15 protein-coding genes and 1 pseudogene are annotated in these 18,003 nt (G+C 55.4%); all 16 read right to left on the reverse strand.

The window, feature by feature from the left end:
• Positions 1-91: 91 nt before the first annotated feature.
• The 16 genes and pseudogenes from V1289_RS04940 to V1289_RS05015 all read right to left on the reverse strand — a co-directional run bounded on the left by V1289_RS04940 (position 92) and on the right by V1289_RS05015 (position 17,660).
• On the reverse strand, positions 92-604 hold the full coding sequence (locus V1289_RS04940; RefSeq protein WP_334395882.1) for an acyltransferase: 513 nt from the start codon (positions 602-604) through the stop codon (positions 92-94).
• Positions 605-675: 71 nt separating this feature from the next.
• The gene (locus V1289_RS04945) at positions 676-1,614 is read right to left on the reverse strand and encodes a Gfo/Idh/MocA family oxidoreductase (protein ID WP_334395883.1); all 939 of its coding nucleotides are present in this window, start codon (positions 1,612-1,614) and stop codon (positions 676-678) included.
• A gap of 206 nt (positions 1,615-1,820) precedes the next feature.
• On the reverse strand, positions 1,821-3,125 hold the full coding sequence (locus tag V1289_RS04950) for a nucleotide sugar dehydrogenase (protein WP_334395884.1): 1,305 nt from the start codon (positions 3,123-3,125) through the stop codon (positions 1,821-1,823).
• Between the two features lie 1,073 nt (positions 3,126-4,198).
• Positions 4,199-4,411 (reverse strand): annotated as a pseudogene (locus tag V1289_RS49495) (integrase core domain-containing protein); the annotation flags it as partial.
• A 59-nt stretch (positions 4,412-4,470) separates the two neighbouring features.
• Positions 4,471-5,646, reverse strand: coding sequence for a hypothetical protein (locus V1289_RS04960; RefSeq protein WP_334395885.1), 1,176 nt, complete (start codon positions 5,644-5,646; stop codon positions 4,471-4,473).
• 4 nt (positions 5,647-5,650) lie between these two features.
• Positions 5,651-6,958, reverse strand: coding sequence for a glycosyltransferase (locus V1289_RS04965; protein WP_334395886.1), 1,308 nt, complete (start codon positions 6,956-6,958; stop codon positions 5,651-5,653).
• 2 nt (positions 6,959-6,960) lie between these two features.
• Complete coding sequence (wecB, locus tag V1289_RS04970) at positions 6,961-8,055, reverse strand: non-hydrolyzing UDP-N-acetylglucosamine 2-epimerase (RefSeq protein WP_334395887.1); 1,095 nt, start codon at positions 8,053-8,055, stop codon at positions 6,961-6,963.
• Between the two features lie 9 nt (positions 8,056-8,064).
• Positions 8,065-10,086 carry an asparagine synthase (glutamine-hydrolyzing) gene (gene asnB / locus V1289_RS04975; protein ID WP_334395888.1) on the reverse strand — a complete coding sequence of 674 codons (2,022 nt, stop codon included), beginning with the start codon at positions 10,084-10,086 and terminating at the stop codon, positions 8,065-8,067.
• A gap of 1 nt (position 10,087) precedes the next feature.
• The gene (locus V1289_RS04980) at positions 10,088-11,338 is read right to left on the reverse strand and encodes a lipopolysaccharide biosynthesis protein (protein WP_334395889.1); all 1,251 of its coding nucleotides are present in this window, start codon (positions 11,336-11,338) and stop codon (positions 10,088-10,090) included.
• A gap of 131 nt (positions 11,339-11,469) precedes the next feature.
• On the reverse strand, positions 11,470-11,856 hold the full coding sequence (locus tag V1289_RS04985; protein WP_334395891.1) for a hypothetical protein: 387 nt from the start codon (positions 11,854-11,856) through the stop codon (positions 11,470-11,472).
• A 15-nt stretch (positions 11,857-11,871) separates the two neighbouring features.
• Positions 11,872-12,987, reverse strand: coding sequence for a non-hydrolyzing UDP-N-acetylglucosamine 2-epimerase (wecB, locus tag V1289_RS04990; protein ID WP_334395892.1), 1,116 nt, complete (start codon positions 12,985-12,987; stop codon positions 11,872-11,874).
• A gap of 4 nt (positions 12,988-12,991) precedes the next feature.
• The gene (locus tag V1289_RS04995) at positions 12,992-14,002 is read right to left on the reverse strand and encodes a polysaccharide biosynthesis protein (RefSeq protein ID WP_334395893.1); all 1,011 of its coding nucleotides are present in this window, start codon (positions 14,000-14,002) and stop codon (positions 12,992-12,994) included.
• A 34-nt stretch (positions 14,003-14,036) separates the two neighbouring features.
• The gene (locus V1289_RS05000; RefSeq protein WP_334395894.1) at positions 14,037-14,909 is read right to left on the reverse strand and encodes a dTDP-4-dehydrorhamnose reductase family protein; all 873 of its coding nucleotides are present in this window, start codon (positions 14,907-14,909) and stop codon (positions 14,037-14,039) included.
• Between the two features lie 118 nt (positions 14,910-15,027).
• On the reverse strand, positions 15,028-16,305 hold the full coding sequence (locus V1289_RS05005) for a glycosyltransferase family 4 protein (RefSeq protein WP_334395895.1): 1,278 nt from the start codon (positions 16,303-16,305) through the stop codon (positions 15,028-15,030).
• A gap of 210 nt (positions 16,306-16,515) precedes the next feature.
• The gene (gene nusG / locus V1289_RS05010; protein ID WP_334395896.1) at positions 16,516-17,025 is read right to left on the reverse strand and encodes a transcription termination/antitermination protein NusG; all 510 of its coding nucleotides are present in this window, start codon (positions 17,023-17,025) and stop codon (positions 16,516-16,518) included.
• Positions 17,022-17,660, reverse strand: a complete 639-nt coding sequence (locus V1289_RS05015) for a winged helix-turn-helix transcriptional regulator (RefSeq protein WP_334395897.1) — start codon at positions 17,658-17,660, stop codon at positions 17,022-17,024. Before V1289_RS05015 ends, nusG begins: the two co-directional genes overlap by 4 nt.
• Between the last annotated feature and the right edge of the window lie 343 nt (positions 17,661-18,003).

The following is an 18,003-nucleotide window of genomic DNA, read 5'->3' on the forward strand; positions in this document are numbered from 1 at the left end:
TTGGTTCACGCCTCCACGTAACTTAAGCCGGGAGATATCTATGGGACAGCTTACCTTGCGACTGGCGCAATCCTTTCCGGTAAGCAGCCTATCAAACTTCGACCAGGACCCCCTCTCGAAGCGCATACCTCTGCTCCGTCCGCGGGCAGATCAGGTCGCTCTTGAGACGTTCTCCGGCGCGGCTCATCCATCCGATCCGCCGTGCAGGATTTCCGACCATCAAGGCGAAATCTGCAACATCCCTTGTGACGACAGCTCCGGCGCCGATGAAGCAAAACATTCCAAGCGAGTGGCCGCACACGATCGTTGCGTTAGCTCCAATCGACGCACCGCGTCCAATCGGTGTAGTTCGGAATTCATCCTTGCGCGAAACGTTGGCGCGCGGATTGTTCACGTTGGTGAACACGCAGCTCGGTCCGCAAAAAACGTCGTCATCTAGCTCGACGCCATCATAAATCGCAACATTGTTCTGAATTTTGCAGCCGTTGCCGACGCGCACGTTGGGCCCGATCATTACGTTCTGCCCGATCGAGCAATTTTCACCGATCGTTGTACGGGACAGGATGTGACAAAAGTGCCATATTTTCGTGCCGCGGCCGATCACCGCGCCATCATCGACAAAACTGGATACGTGAATGAATGCACCAGGAAACCGCGGGTCTTCCCTCATTTCGCTCATGCGCGATTAGCCTTGATCGCAAATGGATGAACTCCATTGGTCTTGTTGATCGGCAAATCACGGAACGTCGAAACAATGTCGATTGACGTGCGCACTTCGTCGAGCCCGAAGCCACGACCGGCGACAATTTCTTCATAGCTGCGGCTATGAAGATCCGTAAAGCCATCAGAAAATTCGATTTCTTCCCCATCGACTGTGATCGAACGAAAAGTTGTCTTCTTGCTTCTCACGCTTTCGGGCAGATCGTTCCGATCAATGGAGAGAAACCAACTTACATCGGCGCGTTCGCATTCTAGGGACCCGGCGGCCCGTTCCGCCTCTCTGAGGTGAGCTTCGTTGCGGCTGACGGCTCCGAACACAAACCCCAGCATGTCGAAAAAGTGGACGCCAATATTGGTCGCCACCCCTCCGGACTTGCTGTCATCCCCCTTCCAGGAGGCGTGATACCAGCGGCCGCGCGATGCGATGTAGGTCAGTTCGACTTTGTGCCGTTTGTTGCTTTTCGCGAACCGGTCGCGCAACGCGATGATTGCCGGATGTAGCCGAAGCTGCAAGATGGTTGAGATTCGACGACCGGTGTCACGCTCGATCTCTGCAAGCTCGTCGATGTCTTGGGGATTGAGGACCAGCGGCTTTTCACATATAGCCTCGGCGCCGGCGCGCATGGCAAACCGGCAATGGGCGTCATGAAGGTAGTTCGGCGAACAGATCGCAGCGAAATCGATTTTTTCACCGCGACGGCGAAGCTTATCGATGTAACGATCAAATTGCTCGAACTCAACGAAGAATTGCGCATCGGGAAAATGGCTATCGAGAATGCCGACCGAGTCGTTCGGATCGTAGGCCACAACGAGCTTGCCGCCCGTTTCCGCAATCGCACGCATGTGACGCGGAGCAATGTAACCAGCAGCGCCGATAAGAGCATACGATGTCACAGGATATCCCCAGTTTCTGGAGCCGACGCCAGCATTCTGATCAAACGTGGCAGGCTGGATTCCCTAGCCCAGCTGCACTGCAATCGTCAAGGACGCCCGTTACGACCAACTTCCGGGCTGTATTTAAGAAACCGCAGAAAGGCACTCCCGAGCCGAGCTTCAGTCCAAGCTCCAACGCACTGGAATGGATTGCGAAGCAACAAGCATCATGCCCGGATGATGTTGTCGGCGGGCATGAGAAACCTGCCGCGGCAATCGATCAAAAGCTGCGATTGCGTTCGGACCAGTTCGTAGTCAAATTTGTCGTGATCGGTCGCGAGCAGCACGCAATCAAACGTTGCGATACTTTCCGATGTAAGCGCGACGCTTGCTAGATTAAAGTGATGTTCTCGCATCTTAGGAAAGGTCGGAACATGCGGATCGCTGTAAGCAACCGTTGCGCCGAGGTCGCGAAGCTTTTCCATCAAAAAAACAGACGGTGACTCGCGTACATCGTCGACATTCTTTTTGTAAGCAATTCCAAGAACCAGAATATTGCTTCCTTTTATGGATTTGCTTTTTCGATTCAAAGCAGCTGCGACTTTGGAAACCACATAATCTGGCATCGAAGAATTAATCTCGCCGGCTAGCTCGATGAAGCGCGTATGCATCCCATATTCGCGCGCCTTCCAAGTAAGGTAAAATGGATCGATCGGGATGCAGTGCCCGCCAATCCCGGGTCCAGGATAGTACGGGACGAAACCGAATGGCTTGGTTGCTGCGGCACGGATAACCTCGTGGATGTCGATGCCCATCTTGTCTGCAACCATCTTCATCTCATTGACGAGACCGATATTCACTGAGCGATGGATATTCTCAAGAAGCTTCGTCAGTTCGGCGGCCTGGGTAGAACTGACCGGAACGACCATGTCTATAACCTGCCGATAGAGCGCGACGCCCGCTTCAAGACACGCCTTCGTACTTCCGCCACAGACTTTCGGAATCGATCGTGTTGTGAAGTCCGGATTGCCGGGGTCTTCTCGCTCAGGTGAAAAGACCAAAAAGACGTCGTTGCCAACTTTCAATCCGCACTTCTCAATACGCGGTTTCAACTCTTCTTCAGTCGTGCCTGGATAGGTCGTGCTTTCGAGCGACAACACCATCCCATCATGCAAGTATGGCAAGAGCGATTCGACGGTATTCAGAACGAAGCTTAGGTCAGGCTCGCGATATTTGTTGAGCGGGGTCGGGACACAGAGAATTAGCGCGTCGACTTCGGCTGCTCGGGAGAAATCGGTAGTTGGGGCAAAGCCACGCCCAACGGCACTCGCGATGCTCGCCGATGGAATGTGCTCGATGTAGGATTTTCCCGCACGAAGGGCATCAACCTTGGTTTGATCGATATCAAAGCCGATGACCTTGTAGCCAACCTCGCAATATCGAAGCATGAGTGGTAAGCCGACGTAGCCTAATCCGGCGATTCCTATTGTTGCCGTCTTTCGGTTGAGCTTGTCGATCAATTCGGAGTTCATCTCAAACGCCCGTGGATTTCTGCAAGATGACATCCGGGTTGCTGGATATCATTTCGTATTCTGATTTGCTTGTGTGGAAGGAGGGGGTAGCCAGCACTTTGTGCGACCATTACATAGAACTATGAAGGTGGCCATACAACACCAAAATCGCTCTAGCCTAGAGCGGGACTTAGGAAAATACTGCGAACAGGTGGCAGGGAAAACCGAAATGAGATTCTCGTGGTCTTCCAAGCCGCGAATTCCGAAGCTCTGTGCAAATCGGCGATCTTGAAACGGGCGCCTCCGTCGCTATAGTCGCCAATCGCACTGCAACTGTCATACTGCACCCTTCGATAGCCGGTTCGATCGCAGTTGAACCGTTTCGGGCTACCCGTTTCAGCGCGCGACGTGACACAATGCACGCGGTAAAAATAGGCCGCTTTCTGAAGACGACCGGAAGACCGTTTAGACTCGGGTAGCATGCTGCAGGAGCTGCGCCATATCGAGATAGCCAATTGGCGCGATGACCTAGACGCCGTCCAGCTCGATCCCGTCTTGCGAGGCGGCTTTCCCAATGGTTGCACGCGAACCAACGCAACGACCGTCTGCGGCTCTACAGGCAAAATGCTTCGACGACGGACAGTCTATTTTTTTGTCCTCCGGTTGACGCTACCTCGATCCGAACCGCTTGGAGGTTAGAGTACCGCCTTGCATTACGATTAAGTTTACGCCGGGATGGTCCACAACCCGGCGTGGGCGAATCGCCGTTTATTCCGAGTCTTTGGTCGGTACTGGCCTGTCTCCATCCCTAGTGGCCCAAGTTGAATTAAGCAGTGGCTTAATTTGAAAACAAGAACGTTTGCCGAATGGGGCGTTTCGTTAACAGAGCGCGAATTGTTCTCCGTAGAAATAAGGAGATTTTTCACCGGCCGACATCGATTAACCGATCAATTCGCGGATCATCATCAAATGTCAGAACGCCCAACGCGAACCATGCCGCAAACAGTCCGGCGGTTATTACTATCGCTCGCAGCCAATGTTTCATTGCTGGAAACCGCTTTTGCTTTACTAAGTCCTTGAGGCAGCTAAGCATGCTTTCGATGGCGCAGCGCGAAGAGCAGGCTTTCGTTGAGCAACCCATCCCGTATCCGGCCATTGAAGCTCTCACCGAATCCGTTTTGCATGGGCTTGCCCAGCGCAAATAAAGTGCCAAGTGATGCGCGTCGCTTGTGCCAGCACGCATGACATTTGACGTGAACCCAGAGCGTCGTCCGAGACAATCATCCGGGCTTTCCGCGCCGTTTGAGTTAAATCTCTTTTTAAAGAAGCCCGGCATTGCCTAGAGCGCGCTCGCCGCTACCACCGACTACTCGCTTGTTGAGATTTGTGACGGCGAAGCCGTGGCCGGCAGGATAGGCCGATCTAGGATTGAGGACAGCAGAAGGCAGGCTATTAGTCCATTGCCAAACAGAAGACCAAACGCTCCGCCTAGGAAAAGTCCATACAGCACCAACGGCAAGACGCAACGAAGCGCCTGATCTCGCGAGCGTCCAATGTAGGTGATCAATGCACCGAGCAGCACACTTATGATAAAGACGCCAAACCATCCGAAATTTACGTAGGCCTCGACGAAGAATGCAGCGTTGGAAGAACCCGTTCCTGTCTCGGAAGGGCCCCATTCAAAAACAAACACCTCACGCTCGAACTGCACGCGCGGCAGATCAAACAATTTCGATAATACCAAATTCGTAGCTCCCGCAAATGGCACACCCTTATAGGCCTGCCACCAGTAGTCCAACGAATCCGTCACGGTGCTAATAGGAACAAATAAAGTTCGAAAAAGCAGGAACTTGCCTACTCCCATCCCCGACGCGCTCCCGAAGCCCGAAATCAAAATGTTAGCCATCAGCAGACCGATTGCGGCTGCAAGGAGCCACGTCAATCGTATCCGCCGGCTTTGGCTCACGACCCCAACCACCATCAACGGCAAAAACACCCGCAGGAAGAACGCTTTTTCAACGAATACGATCGAGTATAGAAAAAATAGAACGACGATCAACCAGCGAAAGCGATAGCGGCGCAGGATCGCAATACACATACAGTATGGTAGTATCGCCCCTGTCAAAAAGCCATTGGCGTATGGCAGGATCGCGGCCCAACCTTCGCGCGCTTTGAGAAAGTTCTCGCGTGAGACCGCGATCTCGGCGGGCGAGGCCCCCTTCCAGGCCTCTAGCACCGGCAACGATGGCGCCGACGCAATTACGAGTATGCAAAACGCCAGAAAAATAAGGGTGAATCCGTAGACAACGATGCGCCCCCGTCCATCGAGGAACACGGTGGGCGACCGATGGGGGAAGAATACTGAACCGATTGCGACGCCGGTTACACTCAACCAAGGAAGCAAGATCATGTCGGAACGCGTACGAGCCGACATGTCGATCCCCACATACCAGGTTCCCACAGCGTAAAAGGCAATGATACCAAGAATGAAAACCACTGCGCCTGCAGATGGATTCACGGCTGCTCTGAGGAGTCTTTCCATGGCGTCAGCGTGGACCCAATTCGCGACGGACCACCTTTAGCGCAAATTGCTCGAATTGTTGAGCCTTGCGTTCGCGCGACAGACTTGCAACAAAAGGATTGTCTTCGATTTTGATCGTATCCGGACAGAGCTTTCGCAAGGCGGCAGCAAGCGTATCGACGTCGCGCGAGACAACATGAATAGGCGAGGCTTGCCGGATATAGCTAGCGGTCAGCGTCGCATTGTCGATCTCGGCAATGATCTGCCGGCCGGAAGCCAGATATTCAAAGAGCTTCGTCGTGAGAACACCGCGCGCGCTCAAGTTCGAAAGATCCGAAGTCTCGATGAAAAACAGCGCGTCTGCCGAGAGCATTGCCTCGATCGATTTCGCGTACGGTATTGCTGGTATAAACGCCAACCACCCTTTGAGGAGATTGGGATGACGGAGACGAACATAATCCTCAAGCAGCCGCGTATCACCGAGAAATTCAACCCTGAAGGGAGGTTCACCTTGCGGGGCCACTGCGGCGAGCCGCTCGAGCGCTGCCAAGAGACTGACGGGTATCCGGTCGCGGGTAATGGTCCCTAAATACCGCAATACGGTAGTCCCTGACTTCCTCGACGATACTAGGGAGGCGTGCGCGCTATCGAAGATTTCGCCATCGTAACCGTTTTCGATGCACTCTACGCATGGATGCATGTCGTCATAGTAGGCCTTCATCGGCCCGGAAATGACCGTGACCGCCGTGGCCCTACGCAGCAGTGCGCGATCAATCCAAAGCTCGAGCCGGTCTGACAGCCAGCCGCCATTCATGATATGATTGCCACTGAATTGATCGCGATAGTCAGCGATCCACGGCTTGCCGAAGCGACGTTGCGCAAACAGCGCGGCGAGATGAGCGGGCCACGGCGGAAAAGAGCTAACAAATATATCTGCGCTCGCCAGTTCCGTAACGACTCTTGTATCGAGATTTCGGGAGCGGATACCGAAGGGGAACCCGATTCTAGGGTCGAGCACCTGGCCAAATAGACGCATCAGCTTCTGCTTGACGCGTCGCGTCCAGTGGATCCGCTTTTTCGAAGAGGCACGCTGCGTGTCAGCGCGGTCCGTCTCGCCGCTCGACTTAGCAACTCGGCCAAAGGAATTAATCTCGTACAAGCGGATGTACGGCGGCACTGCTTCCGTGAGCGGGCCGTCGCGCGTCGACTTTCCTGTCGAGACGACAACGATCTCATGGCCGCTGCGCGACAAATATTTGGCAAACGACTCGACGCGACGTGATCCCGTTGAATTGAGTGGCGGGAAATAATGAACGAAGAATGCGAATTTCATAACTATGAATTGATTCGTTGCGCCAACGCCGGCAGTCCAAGGATGCGCGCCACGATCTTGCCCGAGGCATCGCCATCACCGTAGAACGTCGGCCATGCGCTCGGCTCCGTGGCATTCGCAATCGCCGCCTTTATGCATTCGGCGTTTACGCCGACCAGCACGTTCCAGCCGCTATCAACCAACTCCGTCCATTCGGTTTCATCACGCATCGTGATGCACGGCCGATGCATGAAGAATGCTTCCTTTTGTACGCCCCCAGAGTCGGTAGCTAGGCAGCGCGCATTGCGTTCGAGCTGCAGCATTGCGCGAAAGCCTACCGGCTCCAGCACCCGAACGTTTTCGGGGATTGACAAACCGAAAGCTGCGATCTTGTCTCGCGTGCGAGGGTGCAGAGGCAAAATGATTAGCGTTGCAGACAAGCGAAAGCCTTCGAGGATGCCAGCAAGGCGCTCGCACGAATCGGTATTTTCGGCACGATGCACCGTGGCGAGCACGTAGCCACGCGGCTCCAATCCGAGCGTCTCAAGGATTGACTGGCCTGTGTCAACGGCGTTGCCATAGCGCAAACAGGCATCGAACATGACGTCGCCCACATTGTGTATTTTGTCCTCCGGCAGACCTTCTGCCCGCAATTGCCGCACAGCGGTTTCATTAGGTGCGAACAGCAGGTCACTGACGTGATCGGTCACGATGCGATTGATTTCCTCTGGCATCGCCCGATTCTTCGAACGCAAGCCGGATTCGACGTGAGCGACCGGGATGTGCAGCTTGACGGCAGCCAAAGCGCCAGCGAGCGTAGTATTGGTATCTCCGTAGACGATCACCACGGCAGGCCGATTTTTGAGAAAGATACCCTCGATCTGTTCTAGCATGCGACCGGTCATAGCGCCGTGCGAGAGACTACTCACTGACAATCGATACCGAGGCGCAGGAATTTCCAGTTCGCTGAAGAAAACTTCGCTCATGTTTTCATCGAAGTGCTGACCAGTGTGGATCAGATGATGCTCGACGTCGGCTTGGCGAGCGAATGCGTGCGCGACAGCCGCCGCCTTGACAAATTGGGGCCGGGCACCAACGATCGAATATACTTTTTCCATTGAGAGCGCTTAAATCCTTATATTGAAGCTCTTGAGCCAAGCACCGAAACATATCACCCGCCAAACGTGGTAGCTAAACCCGGCCCTTCCTGTCGATACACGTGACAACACATCTCGCATCGCGGGAGTGATGATGTTTCCGGCCAGTGCGATCGTCTCATCGACGCGTTCGGCGAACTGACCGGCTTGCGCTCCCTTCATCCAGTATTCTTCGGCCGTCAGGAAGCCTTTCTTGTCGGTACGCGCCAGGATTTTTGCCGGAACCATGCCCTGCATGCCCCGGCGCAGCACGCGCTTCGTGATGCCATCGTTGAGCTTAAACACGTCCGGCAGACTAAGGACGTATTCTACGAGCCGATAATCGAGGAACGGCACGCGTGCCTCGATCGAATGAGCCATTGAGTTGCGATCCTCCCAGTGCAGCAGCATCTGAAGATTCGAACCATTCATTTGCGCGAGCGAAAGGTCACGGACGGACAACGCGCGCGCGCCAAGAGTCACAAAGGGATCACGATCCTCAGCCCCAAGCGCTCCGACGTTGATCCAGTCGCGCCGCATCTGCGTAATGCCGCGTAATGCGCCAAGCGACCGGATCGACGACGGCATTAGGTTCGCGATCAGGTACTCCGCGAACTTCATTGGACCGTATCCGTGGAGCCGCCGCACCGCGCCGAATTCGCCGAGGAAATCCCCGATGCGACCGTTGCGCGCAAGTCCAGCGAGCCGGGCACCCAGAAAGCCGTGGTAGCCCGCCAGCTGTTCGTCGGCTCCCTGCCCGTCGAGCGCGACTACCACGCCATGCTCACGCACCGCTCGAAACAAACACCATTGTGCGAAGACGCTTGAGGAGGCGAACGGTTCGTCCTGCATCCATACGAGTTCATCGAGGCGAGCAAAGAGCTCTTCGCCCGTTGGAAAAATGTGAGTTTCATCGATGTTGTTGTTTCGCGTTACCTCAGCAATAAATTCGCGTTCGTCGACGTTGGGAAACTCCGAGCAAGATGAGAACGTTTTTTGCGGTTGGGTTGCGCCAATCGCCTGGAGCTTAGCGCGAACCGAGCAGACGATCGACGACGAATCGAGGCCGCCGGACAGGCACGATCCGAGCGGCACGTCGGCGCGCATGCGCAGCCGGACCGCATCAAGAAACAGGCGACGGAATTCAGCGGCGGCCTGGTCGAAGTCGGCCGGGACTTCACATCGCTTGGTGGCGAGATCGTACCAACGTGTGGTTGTGAGCTTCTGTGCCAGCGGCTGCACCAATCGATCATTGGGACCGAGCGGAATGACCGCATAATGGCCGGGAGGCAGGTGATATACGCCCCGGAACATCGTCTGCTCGCCGTGGTCCTGGATTCCCCAAGCAAGGAAATCAAACACCGGCTGCGGTGCAATTTCGCGCCGCCAGTCAGGTAGCGCCGAGAATGCCTTGATCTCGGAAGCAAACGCCAGCGAATTCCCATCGGTGCCCACGTAATAATATAAGGGCTTGATGCCAAAACGATCGCGGGCGAGAAAAAGGGAGTTGGTTTTGCGGTCGTAAATCGCCATAGACCACATCCCGTTGCAGCGATCGAGCAGTCCAGTACCCCATTTGTCATAACCCGCCAGTAGGACTTCGGTGTCGGAATTCGACTGAAAATGATAACCGGCCTGCCGCAGTTCCTCTCTTAGCTCAACGTAGTTGAAGACCTCTCCATTGTAGACGATCCAATATCGGTCAAGGTACGACATCGGCTGGTGGCCGAGCGGGGACAGATCGACGATAGACAACCGACGGTGTCCCATCGCAAGAAACGCGGGCGGGCCGCCGGAAACCCATTCGTTACGGTGGGCGACCGGCCGATATTGCAGCGCCTCCATGCCGGCGAATGAGGCAGTGTCGTCGCCTGCAAGGCACACTGGCCCTTGCTCGGGAAACACCACAAAGCCCTCGTCGTCGGGTCCTCTGTGTCTCAGGAGGTCGGCCATGCTGGCGACTTGACGGAGGTCAATGGGATACGCCTGAACCAGACCTACGATGCCGCACATTCTATTCTGCCACCCGATCGGCGAGGTAAAGATATAGGCCGTAGCAAACGGTTTCACTCACGGCGTAAGCGGCTAACAGATATTCTAGTGAAACCTGACCGGCGAGATAGTAAAATATACTCGCTGTGACTACGAAATAAAAAATTTGCCACGTTGCACAGATGCGCAAACGGTTGCGGACTAGAAAGATTCCGGTTACCGGTGAGACGGAGCTTCGCACTGCGACCGGCGCGAAAACGAGCATCAGGAACGCGGTGTCAGTGCGCCAGTTATGGCCCAGCAACAATGATAACAGCGGCGAGAAAAACAGCTCAATTGCCACCGCCAGCGCGCATGCGCCCCCGACGAGGTACATCACTACGCGTCGTTGGAATGCGCGCGCAGATTGGCCGGCTCGGACGAGATCGCCTGCGCGCTTCAAAAATACCTGTCCCATCGCAATGGCGAATAGCACCAGCGGCGCAGCGACGAGCCGCTGCACCTGTGCATAGTTGCCTGCATCCATCGAAGAGTATTGGGCGGTGATGAACCATATGGGAAGTGCAAGTGATAGCGCATCCAAAATTGACGTCGGGAGCGACATCATGGGGAATTCACGAAACCGCCACGCTGCCCGAGCGATCGCGCCGCCGCTTGCCGACCGCAAGTCCGCAACGTATCTCGCAGCGAGCGGGAGTGCCGTCAAAAAGCCGAGGAGGCAACTGCTGATCAGGCCGATTGGCAGCACGATTGCTGCTATCGAGAACACCATCGGTTGTCCAGCGCGCAGCAGGCTGGATCGGCCGAACTGTCCGTTGCGAATGGCCATCGTCGAAGTCGCCTGATAGACGCCGCAGCTCACGGCGGCAGCGGCGATCCAGGTCGCATCCACTTGCCGGCCAATCACCCGGTCAATGGAATCGCGCCCCCAGGAAGACCACGCAATCAGGAAAACCAGCATTGCCGTCCCAACCGCGGCGAAACAAGCAACGCCGAAGACCCATCCGGTATGTCGGTCATCCGATGCGTTCAGCGCGGCGTCGTAGCGAAGGCAAGCCGCCGTCACGAATACGTTACACATCGCCAAAAAGGCTGCGTACTCACCGAACTCCGCGGGCGAATAGATCCGGGCAAGCAAGGGCGTCGTTGCAAGAACGACACATTGACCGAGCGCCGATCCTGCCGCGATCGTCGCCATTTGCCGCAGTAAGCCAAATTGACTCATCCCAACGCGAGTACTTTCCTCGTTTGCGTTCGCCAGATCAAAGGTCATGCCAGGACCAACGTTGCGACCGCTTCCGCCTGAAATTGACGCCATTTTACTGAAGCTCGCATGACCCGCGGCAATAGTCGCTCAACATTGGCTAGTGGATAGCGCATGGAGTGCCCGCAGCCAAGGCACTTTCACCCTTGATGATATGTGGCGTAGGCTCGAGGAAATTTGCCACTGCAATCGATGAGCAATTGCGAACTCGAGTTGATCAACCTATAGTCTAGCTTGTCATGATCGATCGCAAGCACAACGTAGTCGAAACCCGCGAGGCATTCGCGTGTCAGAGAAGCGCTTGGCGGCGAGAAGTGATAGATGCGCATCTTTGGAAAGAATGGGATGTGCGAATCGCTGTACGAAATGAGCGCGCCTTGGGCCTGCACCAGAAAAAGATCTCGACCGACCGCCAGCCCTCGCGCTTCAATACGAGGTTTCAGCTCCTCGTCAGTCGTGCCGGGATAGGTTGTGCTTTCCAGCGAGAGCACCATGCTCCGATGAAGTGACGGTATGAGCGAATCCACCGTGTCCGCCCGCCATCAACTGTATTTTCGCCAGACCACGCGATTCACATAGTCGGTGTAGCTCATGATGATGCGTAGAACCTTGTCGGATACGTTCGGCATGGCGTAGTCACCCACCTGCCGCAATTGCCTGTTTGAACCTCGAGGCTGGTCGCTCAAGATAGCGAGCGCCTGCCGGACACGATCGACGTCGAGCCCGACCATCATCACGGCGCCCTCCTCCATTCCCTCCGGCCGCTCATGTGCCTCGCGCAAATTCAGAGCAGGGAAATTAAGAATCGAGGATTCCTCGGTGATCGTTCCGCTGTCCGACAGAACGGCACGCGCCGATATTTGCAGCCTGACGTAGTCGAGAAAACCAAGCGGCTTGAGCAATCGGATCCGTGAATCGAATTTCGCGCCCGTCGCCTCGATCCGCTTTTGTGTTCGTGGATGGGTGGACACAACGATGGGTAGCTGATGCTCTTCGGCAACTGCATTAAGAACGGCGACTAGCCGTGAAAACATCTCCGGCGCATCGACATTCTCCTCGCGATGCGAGCTAACGACAAAAAACTGGCCGGATATGAGCCCCAGCCGTGTCAACACATCGGACGCGTCGATTTGCGGCTGATAGTGGGTCAGAACCTCGAACATCGGGCTGCCCGTCTTGACTACGAGATCCGGCGGCAGGCCCTCGCGCAACAAGTACTCTCGCGCGATCGTGCTATAGGTCAGATTAACGTCCGAGATGTGGTCGACGATACGCCGGTTGATCTCCTCAGGAACCCGGAAATCGAAGCAGCGGTTGCCCGCCTCCATATGAAAGATCGGTACTTTGCGGCGCTTGGCCGCAATTGCAGCAAGACAGCTGTTGGTATCTCCCAGCAGCAGAATCGCGTCAGGCCGAGTTTCGCCGATGATGCGGTCGGCCGCGCTGATGACCTGCCCAATGGTTTCAGCCGCGGTATCCCGGGCCGCATTGAGAAAATGATCCGGCTTTCGGATGCCGAGATCCGAGAAAAACACATCATTCAGTTCGTAGTCGTAGTTCTGGCCAGTATGAACTAGGACGTGTTCGCAATAGCGGTCCAGCTTCTTGATCGTCAGCGACAAACGAATGATTTCAGGCCGCGTGCCAATGACGGTCATGACCTTAAGCATTAGCGGCTTCTCGCACGATGTCGATCGTCATCAATAGGTCTCTGACCTCAGCAGCGTTCAGCCGATGTGTGTTGTGCGAGGTGTAGTCCTCAATCTCGGAGATCCGAGTTTCGCCCTGGACAAAATACTTGTCATAGTTCAGGTCTCGCGAGTCCGCTGGGATTCTATAGTATCCGCCGAGATCCTCGGCATGGGCCATTTCCTCGCGTGACACCAGGGACTCGCAAAGCTTCTCGCCGTGACGCGTACCGATGACCTTGATTTCATTGGTGCGCTTCAGTAATTGACGAAGTGCCTCGGCGAGGTCGCCGACCGTCGCTGCTGGCGCCTTTTGTACGAAAATGTCGCCGGGACGCGCATACTCGAATGCATAAAGAACGAGATCAACCGACTGATCCAGCGACATCATGAACCGGGTCATGTTCGGGTCGGTCACCGTCAAGGGCTTGCCCAGCATGAGCTGATCCAAAAACAGCGGAATCACTGAACCTCGCGATCCCATGACGTTGCCGTAGCGCGTCGCGCAGAGAATGGTTCCTGATGCATCCGACAGGCGCGACTTGGCCATCATAAGCTTTTCCATCAGCGCCTTCGACATCCCCATAGCGTTGATGGGATAGACAGCCTTGTCAGTGCTGAGAACCACGCAGCGCTGTACCCCGCTCTCGATGGCCGCACGCATGACGTTTTCCGCGCCGATCACGTTGGTGCGGACCGCCTCCATGGGATAGAACTCACAAGACGGCACCTGCTTCAGCGCGGCCGCGTGAAAGATATAATCGACCCCGCGCATCGCGTCGTGAACGCTATCATAGTTCCGAACGTCGCCGATATAGAACTTGACCTTGTCGTTCTTCAGCGCGATGCGCATGTCTTCCTGCTTCTTCTCGTCTCTGCTGAAAACGCGAAGCTCGCGTAATTCAGAATTCAGAAAGCGTCGAAGGACGGCATTTCCGAAGGAGCCCGTCCCTCCTGTAATGAGCAGTGTCTTGTCTTTGAACATGGATCGTTTCTCGGCAAGTTAGCTGATTTCGACGTTAGCCAAAGTCTCGCATTCGGGTGATCAGTTCGGGCCAAGCCGGAGGCTTGTAACCCGTGGCGGACTTAAATCTCGTCGAGTCAAGTGAGCGATCGATCACCAGCTTATCGTCCGGCGTGATTGCGGTCGTTGTTCCGTACGTTTCGGCAACGTGTCGCAGCAACGCGTATTTATCGATGGCATCAACCGAGACATGATAGACGCCGCGAATATTCGGGTGAGGAATGACGAAATCATGCATGACATGGGCAAGCTCGACCGTTGTCAGGCCAGAAAATATCGCCTTGGTGTAGCCGAGCACCCTGGTCCGCTGGGATAGAAACCACCCGACAAGACCGTGCGAACTGTTGAGCTCCGGCCCGACAATTGACGTCCGCAGCGTAACCGCATGAGGATAATCAACCTCGCCGAGAAATTTGCTTCGGCCGTACAGATCCCTAGCGTCCGAAGGATCGTCCTCGCGGTACATACCCTTGCTGCCGGAGAAAATGCAATCGGTGCTGATGTGGATGAGCCGTGCATTCGACACCGCACAAAGCCGTGCTAGGCGATGCGGCAGCAACGAATTGATCGGTAGCGCGACGAGCGGGTCATCGGCTTGCGCTAATTGCTTTACGAGCCCGATGCAGTTGATGACGATTTGCGGACGAACATCGACGAAGAGTTGCATGAGACTATCGGAATCGCTCACGTCGACTCCGACAGCGATATTTTGCCGCAACTCCGTCGGCAGCAAGCGCAGCCCGGCCTCCGATCTCACCGATCCGACAACAGGATACTGATTCCGATTAACGAAATAGCGTAACGTCGTATGACCGAGCATACCGGTCGCGCCCAAAACCAAGACTTTCTCGTCGTTGTTGTTAGTCATTGTCCGGATCGAATTATTCGCTGGCATGCGTCGCTTGCCAAGCTTGCAATTGCTAGCCGTTCGTCCGCCCAATATCGAGCACTCTGCCGATCAGTTCTCGTTGGCGCGCAACTTTCTATCACTGCACGATCACTTCGTTTGCTGGTTCATCTGCTCTGATTGGCCGTCGCTCGACGAGGTCGTACATCCAGCCTATCAGCGAATCGAGCAATTTTTCGCGCTCAAAGTGCTTGAGAAAGTACTCATGGGCCGAATGCCCCATTCGGGCTCTGATTGCCGGGGAAAGTCGATAGAGATTGAGCACCGCCTGAGCTAGGGACTCCGGCGATTCTGTCGGACTTACAAATCCCGCACCCGCTTCTTCGATTGCACGCGCGCCCTCGCCGTCCAATGCCGCCACGACCGGACGACCGCAGGCCAGATATGACTGCAACTTTGAGGGGATGGTCAATTCGAAGATAGGATCGCTTTTTAACGTCACTAGCAGCCCATCTGCGAGAGCAAAAAGCCTCGGCATCGCTTCCGGTGGATGGCGGCCAATTAACTTAACATGATCATTCAGACCGAGTTCGCGGATCTTACTTTCAACCCATTCCCGCTGCCCGCCGTCGCCGACAATGATCCACTTGATGTCCGGATATTTGGTGAGGAGCTGGGCAGCCGCGAGGATGGTACCGAAGTCTTGGGCAACACCAATATTGCCCGCAAACATTATACGAAATCCCTTCGGCAGCAGCTTCTCTTCAGGCTCATCCGGACCCACTTTTAGTTCACGGTAGAAGGCTTCCGCGGTGTTGGGAAAATACCGCACTTTAGTCAGATCGGCCCCATACTTGTTTATCGAGGCGACAAATGCGCGGGATTGCACGAGAATGAGATCGGATCCGCAATAGATCCGCCGAACTATATGCCCAACAAAATCGATGATCTGCTTTGATCTAATCGCAGACGTTGCAACAAGGCTATCCGGCCACAGATCTTGGACCCACAACATCATGGGTATGCGTTTGAGCCGACGCAGGAACAGCGCCGGAACACCAATCAAGACCGGCGACATCTGGAAAGCGAAGATGACGTCGTATTTTTCACGGCACAAGAGTGGTCCGAGCAAAGAAGCAGAAAGCGCGTACGATAAGTAGTTGGCCGCCAGTTGGATACTCGAGCCGCGACCACGCGCTATGACCGGGACGCGGTATACTCTTGCTCCATGAAAATCGGACCGCGTGTTGTGAAACGGCCCGTAGCCCGTGAAGTATTTGCCCTCGGGATAATTCGGTGTGCCAGCGAGAACCGTGACGTCGTGACCCCTGTCACGCAAACCCATTACGAGATCGTTGATCCGAAAGTTTTCGGGCGAAAAGTATTGAGAAACTACGAGGATATTCAGTTTCGCCATTCGTGGCCACTCACTGTCGCTCTTAGGGAAAGCTGCTGGCATTGTCGCTACACGTTCGCATCGTACATTGCTTGCTTGCGAGGATCCGACTATAAGCCAGGTTGACATTGCGCTCCGCTGTCGTTGCAGCCATGCTACCGCCATTCGGGTGACTCAGAGCACCGCTCGAGCCACCCGTTACCGTCCCGTAGACACCGGCTCGACGCGGCCTCAAGCCGCCTCGATGACCTCCGCATCCATTACCACTCGGACCTTACGTCCAAGCAAGTCGAGCAGAACCGCGACACGCTCGCCCGCGGTCATGCCCTCGAACAGTCCGAGAAAATCAGAGAAAGCACCATCGACCACTCGAATCTGGTCGCCGGGGCTCAATACATACTGAAGTTGTTGCACGAAGCCCTGCCCATCCTCTCGCTGACGCAAGCCGGCGATAACATCGGGAGGAAGCTCCGCCGGTGCGTCGCCCCGGCAGACTAGGCGCGTCACACCGATTGTCGAGCTGACGGAACGCCAGCGCTGGGTCATTAGATCGATCGCAACGAACAGGTATCCTGGAAACAGCGGCACGGCGACTGCATCGCTCTTGCGCGCATGGCGCCGCCGCTTGAGATACTTTGGCAAGTAGACTTCGAAACCCTGACGCGAAAGATGGAGCTCAGCCCTCGATTCCGAATGCGGATGGGTCTGAACCACATACCAGTTGGTTGCCGCGAAATTCATTTCGCGTTCGCTATCTCATCGGTACTCAACCGAAGTACGCGTGGCACAAGCACACGATCGCTCCCGAAGCGGCGTAAGGCCATTTGCAGGCTTCGCTTTGGTTCGATCAGGTCCGTGATCACCACCGCCTCGATTTCGGTATCAATGGCGTCGAACGAATTGGCAACGGGAATGCCCACAAAGCGGCGGGCTTGTGAGGCAACATCAACGACGACAATGATCTTAACTCCGCAATCAATACCACAGATAATGCAGATCTCCGCGAGATCCGACTGGCCGACAAGCGCTAGGCGCGTGAAGCCGTTACGGCGAGCTTCCTTAAACAGACCGGTGCAATCCGTCTTGGCAATCCGGAAAAAACTGAGAGATGCTGAGAGATAGCTCACAGTCAGTCGAGATTTCTCGGCGAAGCCCTTCGGCGTGAGATAATAAGCGAAACGCCGCGCAGGAGCCTGCCTAACCTTTACGAAGCCCTTGTTTACGCATCGTTTAAGGTACGCATTCACAAGACCGACGGCGACACCGGCATTCTGGGCAAGACGTCGCTGCGTTTGCGCTCCATCACGCTCAATCGACTCGAGAAGATCGAGAACGACCCGCGTGTCCCCATCGTCGTTGGTCCCTGCGTTTGGCACCTGCCCCCCCGGCTAATGCCCGTCAACTAGCCGTTCACGGCATGAACGTCAAGCCCGCGACACAGAACTTCACTTCGTTTGCCTGGAAGGCTTGAGCTGGTTCCTGCAAAGTCGGGGCTCACTGGTGGCGCCCTTTTTGCCTCGCGGACTTATCCGCAGATCTCAACAATGCGGTCAAATTTGCCGTTGACCCTCCCGCTTGAAAACACGGTCGACCGCGAGTGAGAAAACGTGTACGGCAGCATTTTCTCGCAGAGAAAAACTCATGCGGCCCGCATCATAATTAAAGATTCACGCCTATGAAACCCAATAGGTTCGAACCGAGCCGAGATTGGCTCAAATA

The organism is Bradyrhizobium sp. AZCC 2289, from assembly GCF_036924615.1.
Classification (GTDB): Bacteria; Pseudomonadota; Alphaproteobacteria; order Rhizobiales; family Xanthobacteraceae; genus Bradyrhizobium.

Excerpts from the sequence above, each read along its gene's own strand:
- V1289_RS04950 (WP_334395884.1), bottom strand. The coding sequence starts at position 3,125 with ATGAACTCCGAATTGATCGACAAGCTCAACCGAAAGACGGCAACAATA.
- V1289_RS04960 (WP_334395885.1), bottom strand. The coding sequence starts at position 5,646 with ATGGAAAGACTCCTCAGAGCAGCCGTGAATCCATCTGCAGGCGCAGTG.
- V1289_RS04965 (WP_334395886.1), bottom strand. The coding sequence starts at position 6,958 with ATGAAATTCGCATTCTTCGTTCATTATTTCCCGCCACTCAATTCAACG.
- wecB (WP_334395887.1), bottom strand. The coding sequence starts at position 8,055 with ATGGAAAAAGTATATTCGATCGTTGGTGCCCGGCCCCAATTTGTCAAG.
- asnB (WP_334395888.1), bottom strand. The coding sequence starts at position 10,086 with ATGTGCGGCATCGTAGGTCTGGTTCAGGCGTATCCCATTGACCTCCGT.
- V1289_RS04980 (WP_334395889.1), bottom strand. The coding sequence starts at position 11,338 with ATGACCTTTGATCTGGCGAACGCAAACGAGGAAAGTACTCGCGTTGGG.
- wecB (WP_334395892.1), bottom strand. The coding sequence starts at position 12,987 with ATGACCGTCATTGGCACGCGGCCTGAAATCATTCGTTTGTCGCTGACG.
- V1289_RS04995 (WP_334395893.1), bottom strand. The coding sequence starts at position 14,002 with ATGTTCAAAGACAAGACACTGCTCATTACAGGAGGGACGGGCTCCTTC.
- V1289_RS05000 (WP_334395894.1), bottom strand. The coding sequence starts at position 14,909 with ATGACTAACAACAACGACGAGAAAGTCTTGGTTTTGGGCGCGACCGGT.
- V1289_RS05005 (WP_334395895.1), bottom strand. The coding sequence starts at position 16,305 with ATGGCGAAACTGAATATCCTCGTAGTTTCTCAATACTTTTCGCCCGAA.
- nusG (WP_334395896.1), bottom strand. The coding sequence starts at position 17,025 with ATGAATTTCGCGGCAACCAACTGGTATGTGGTTCAGACCCATCCGCAT.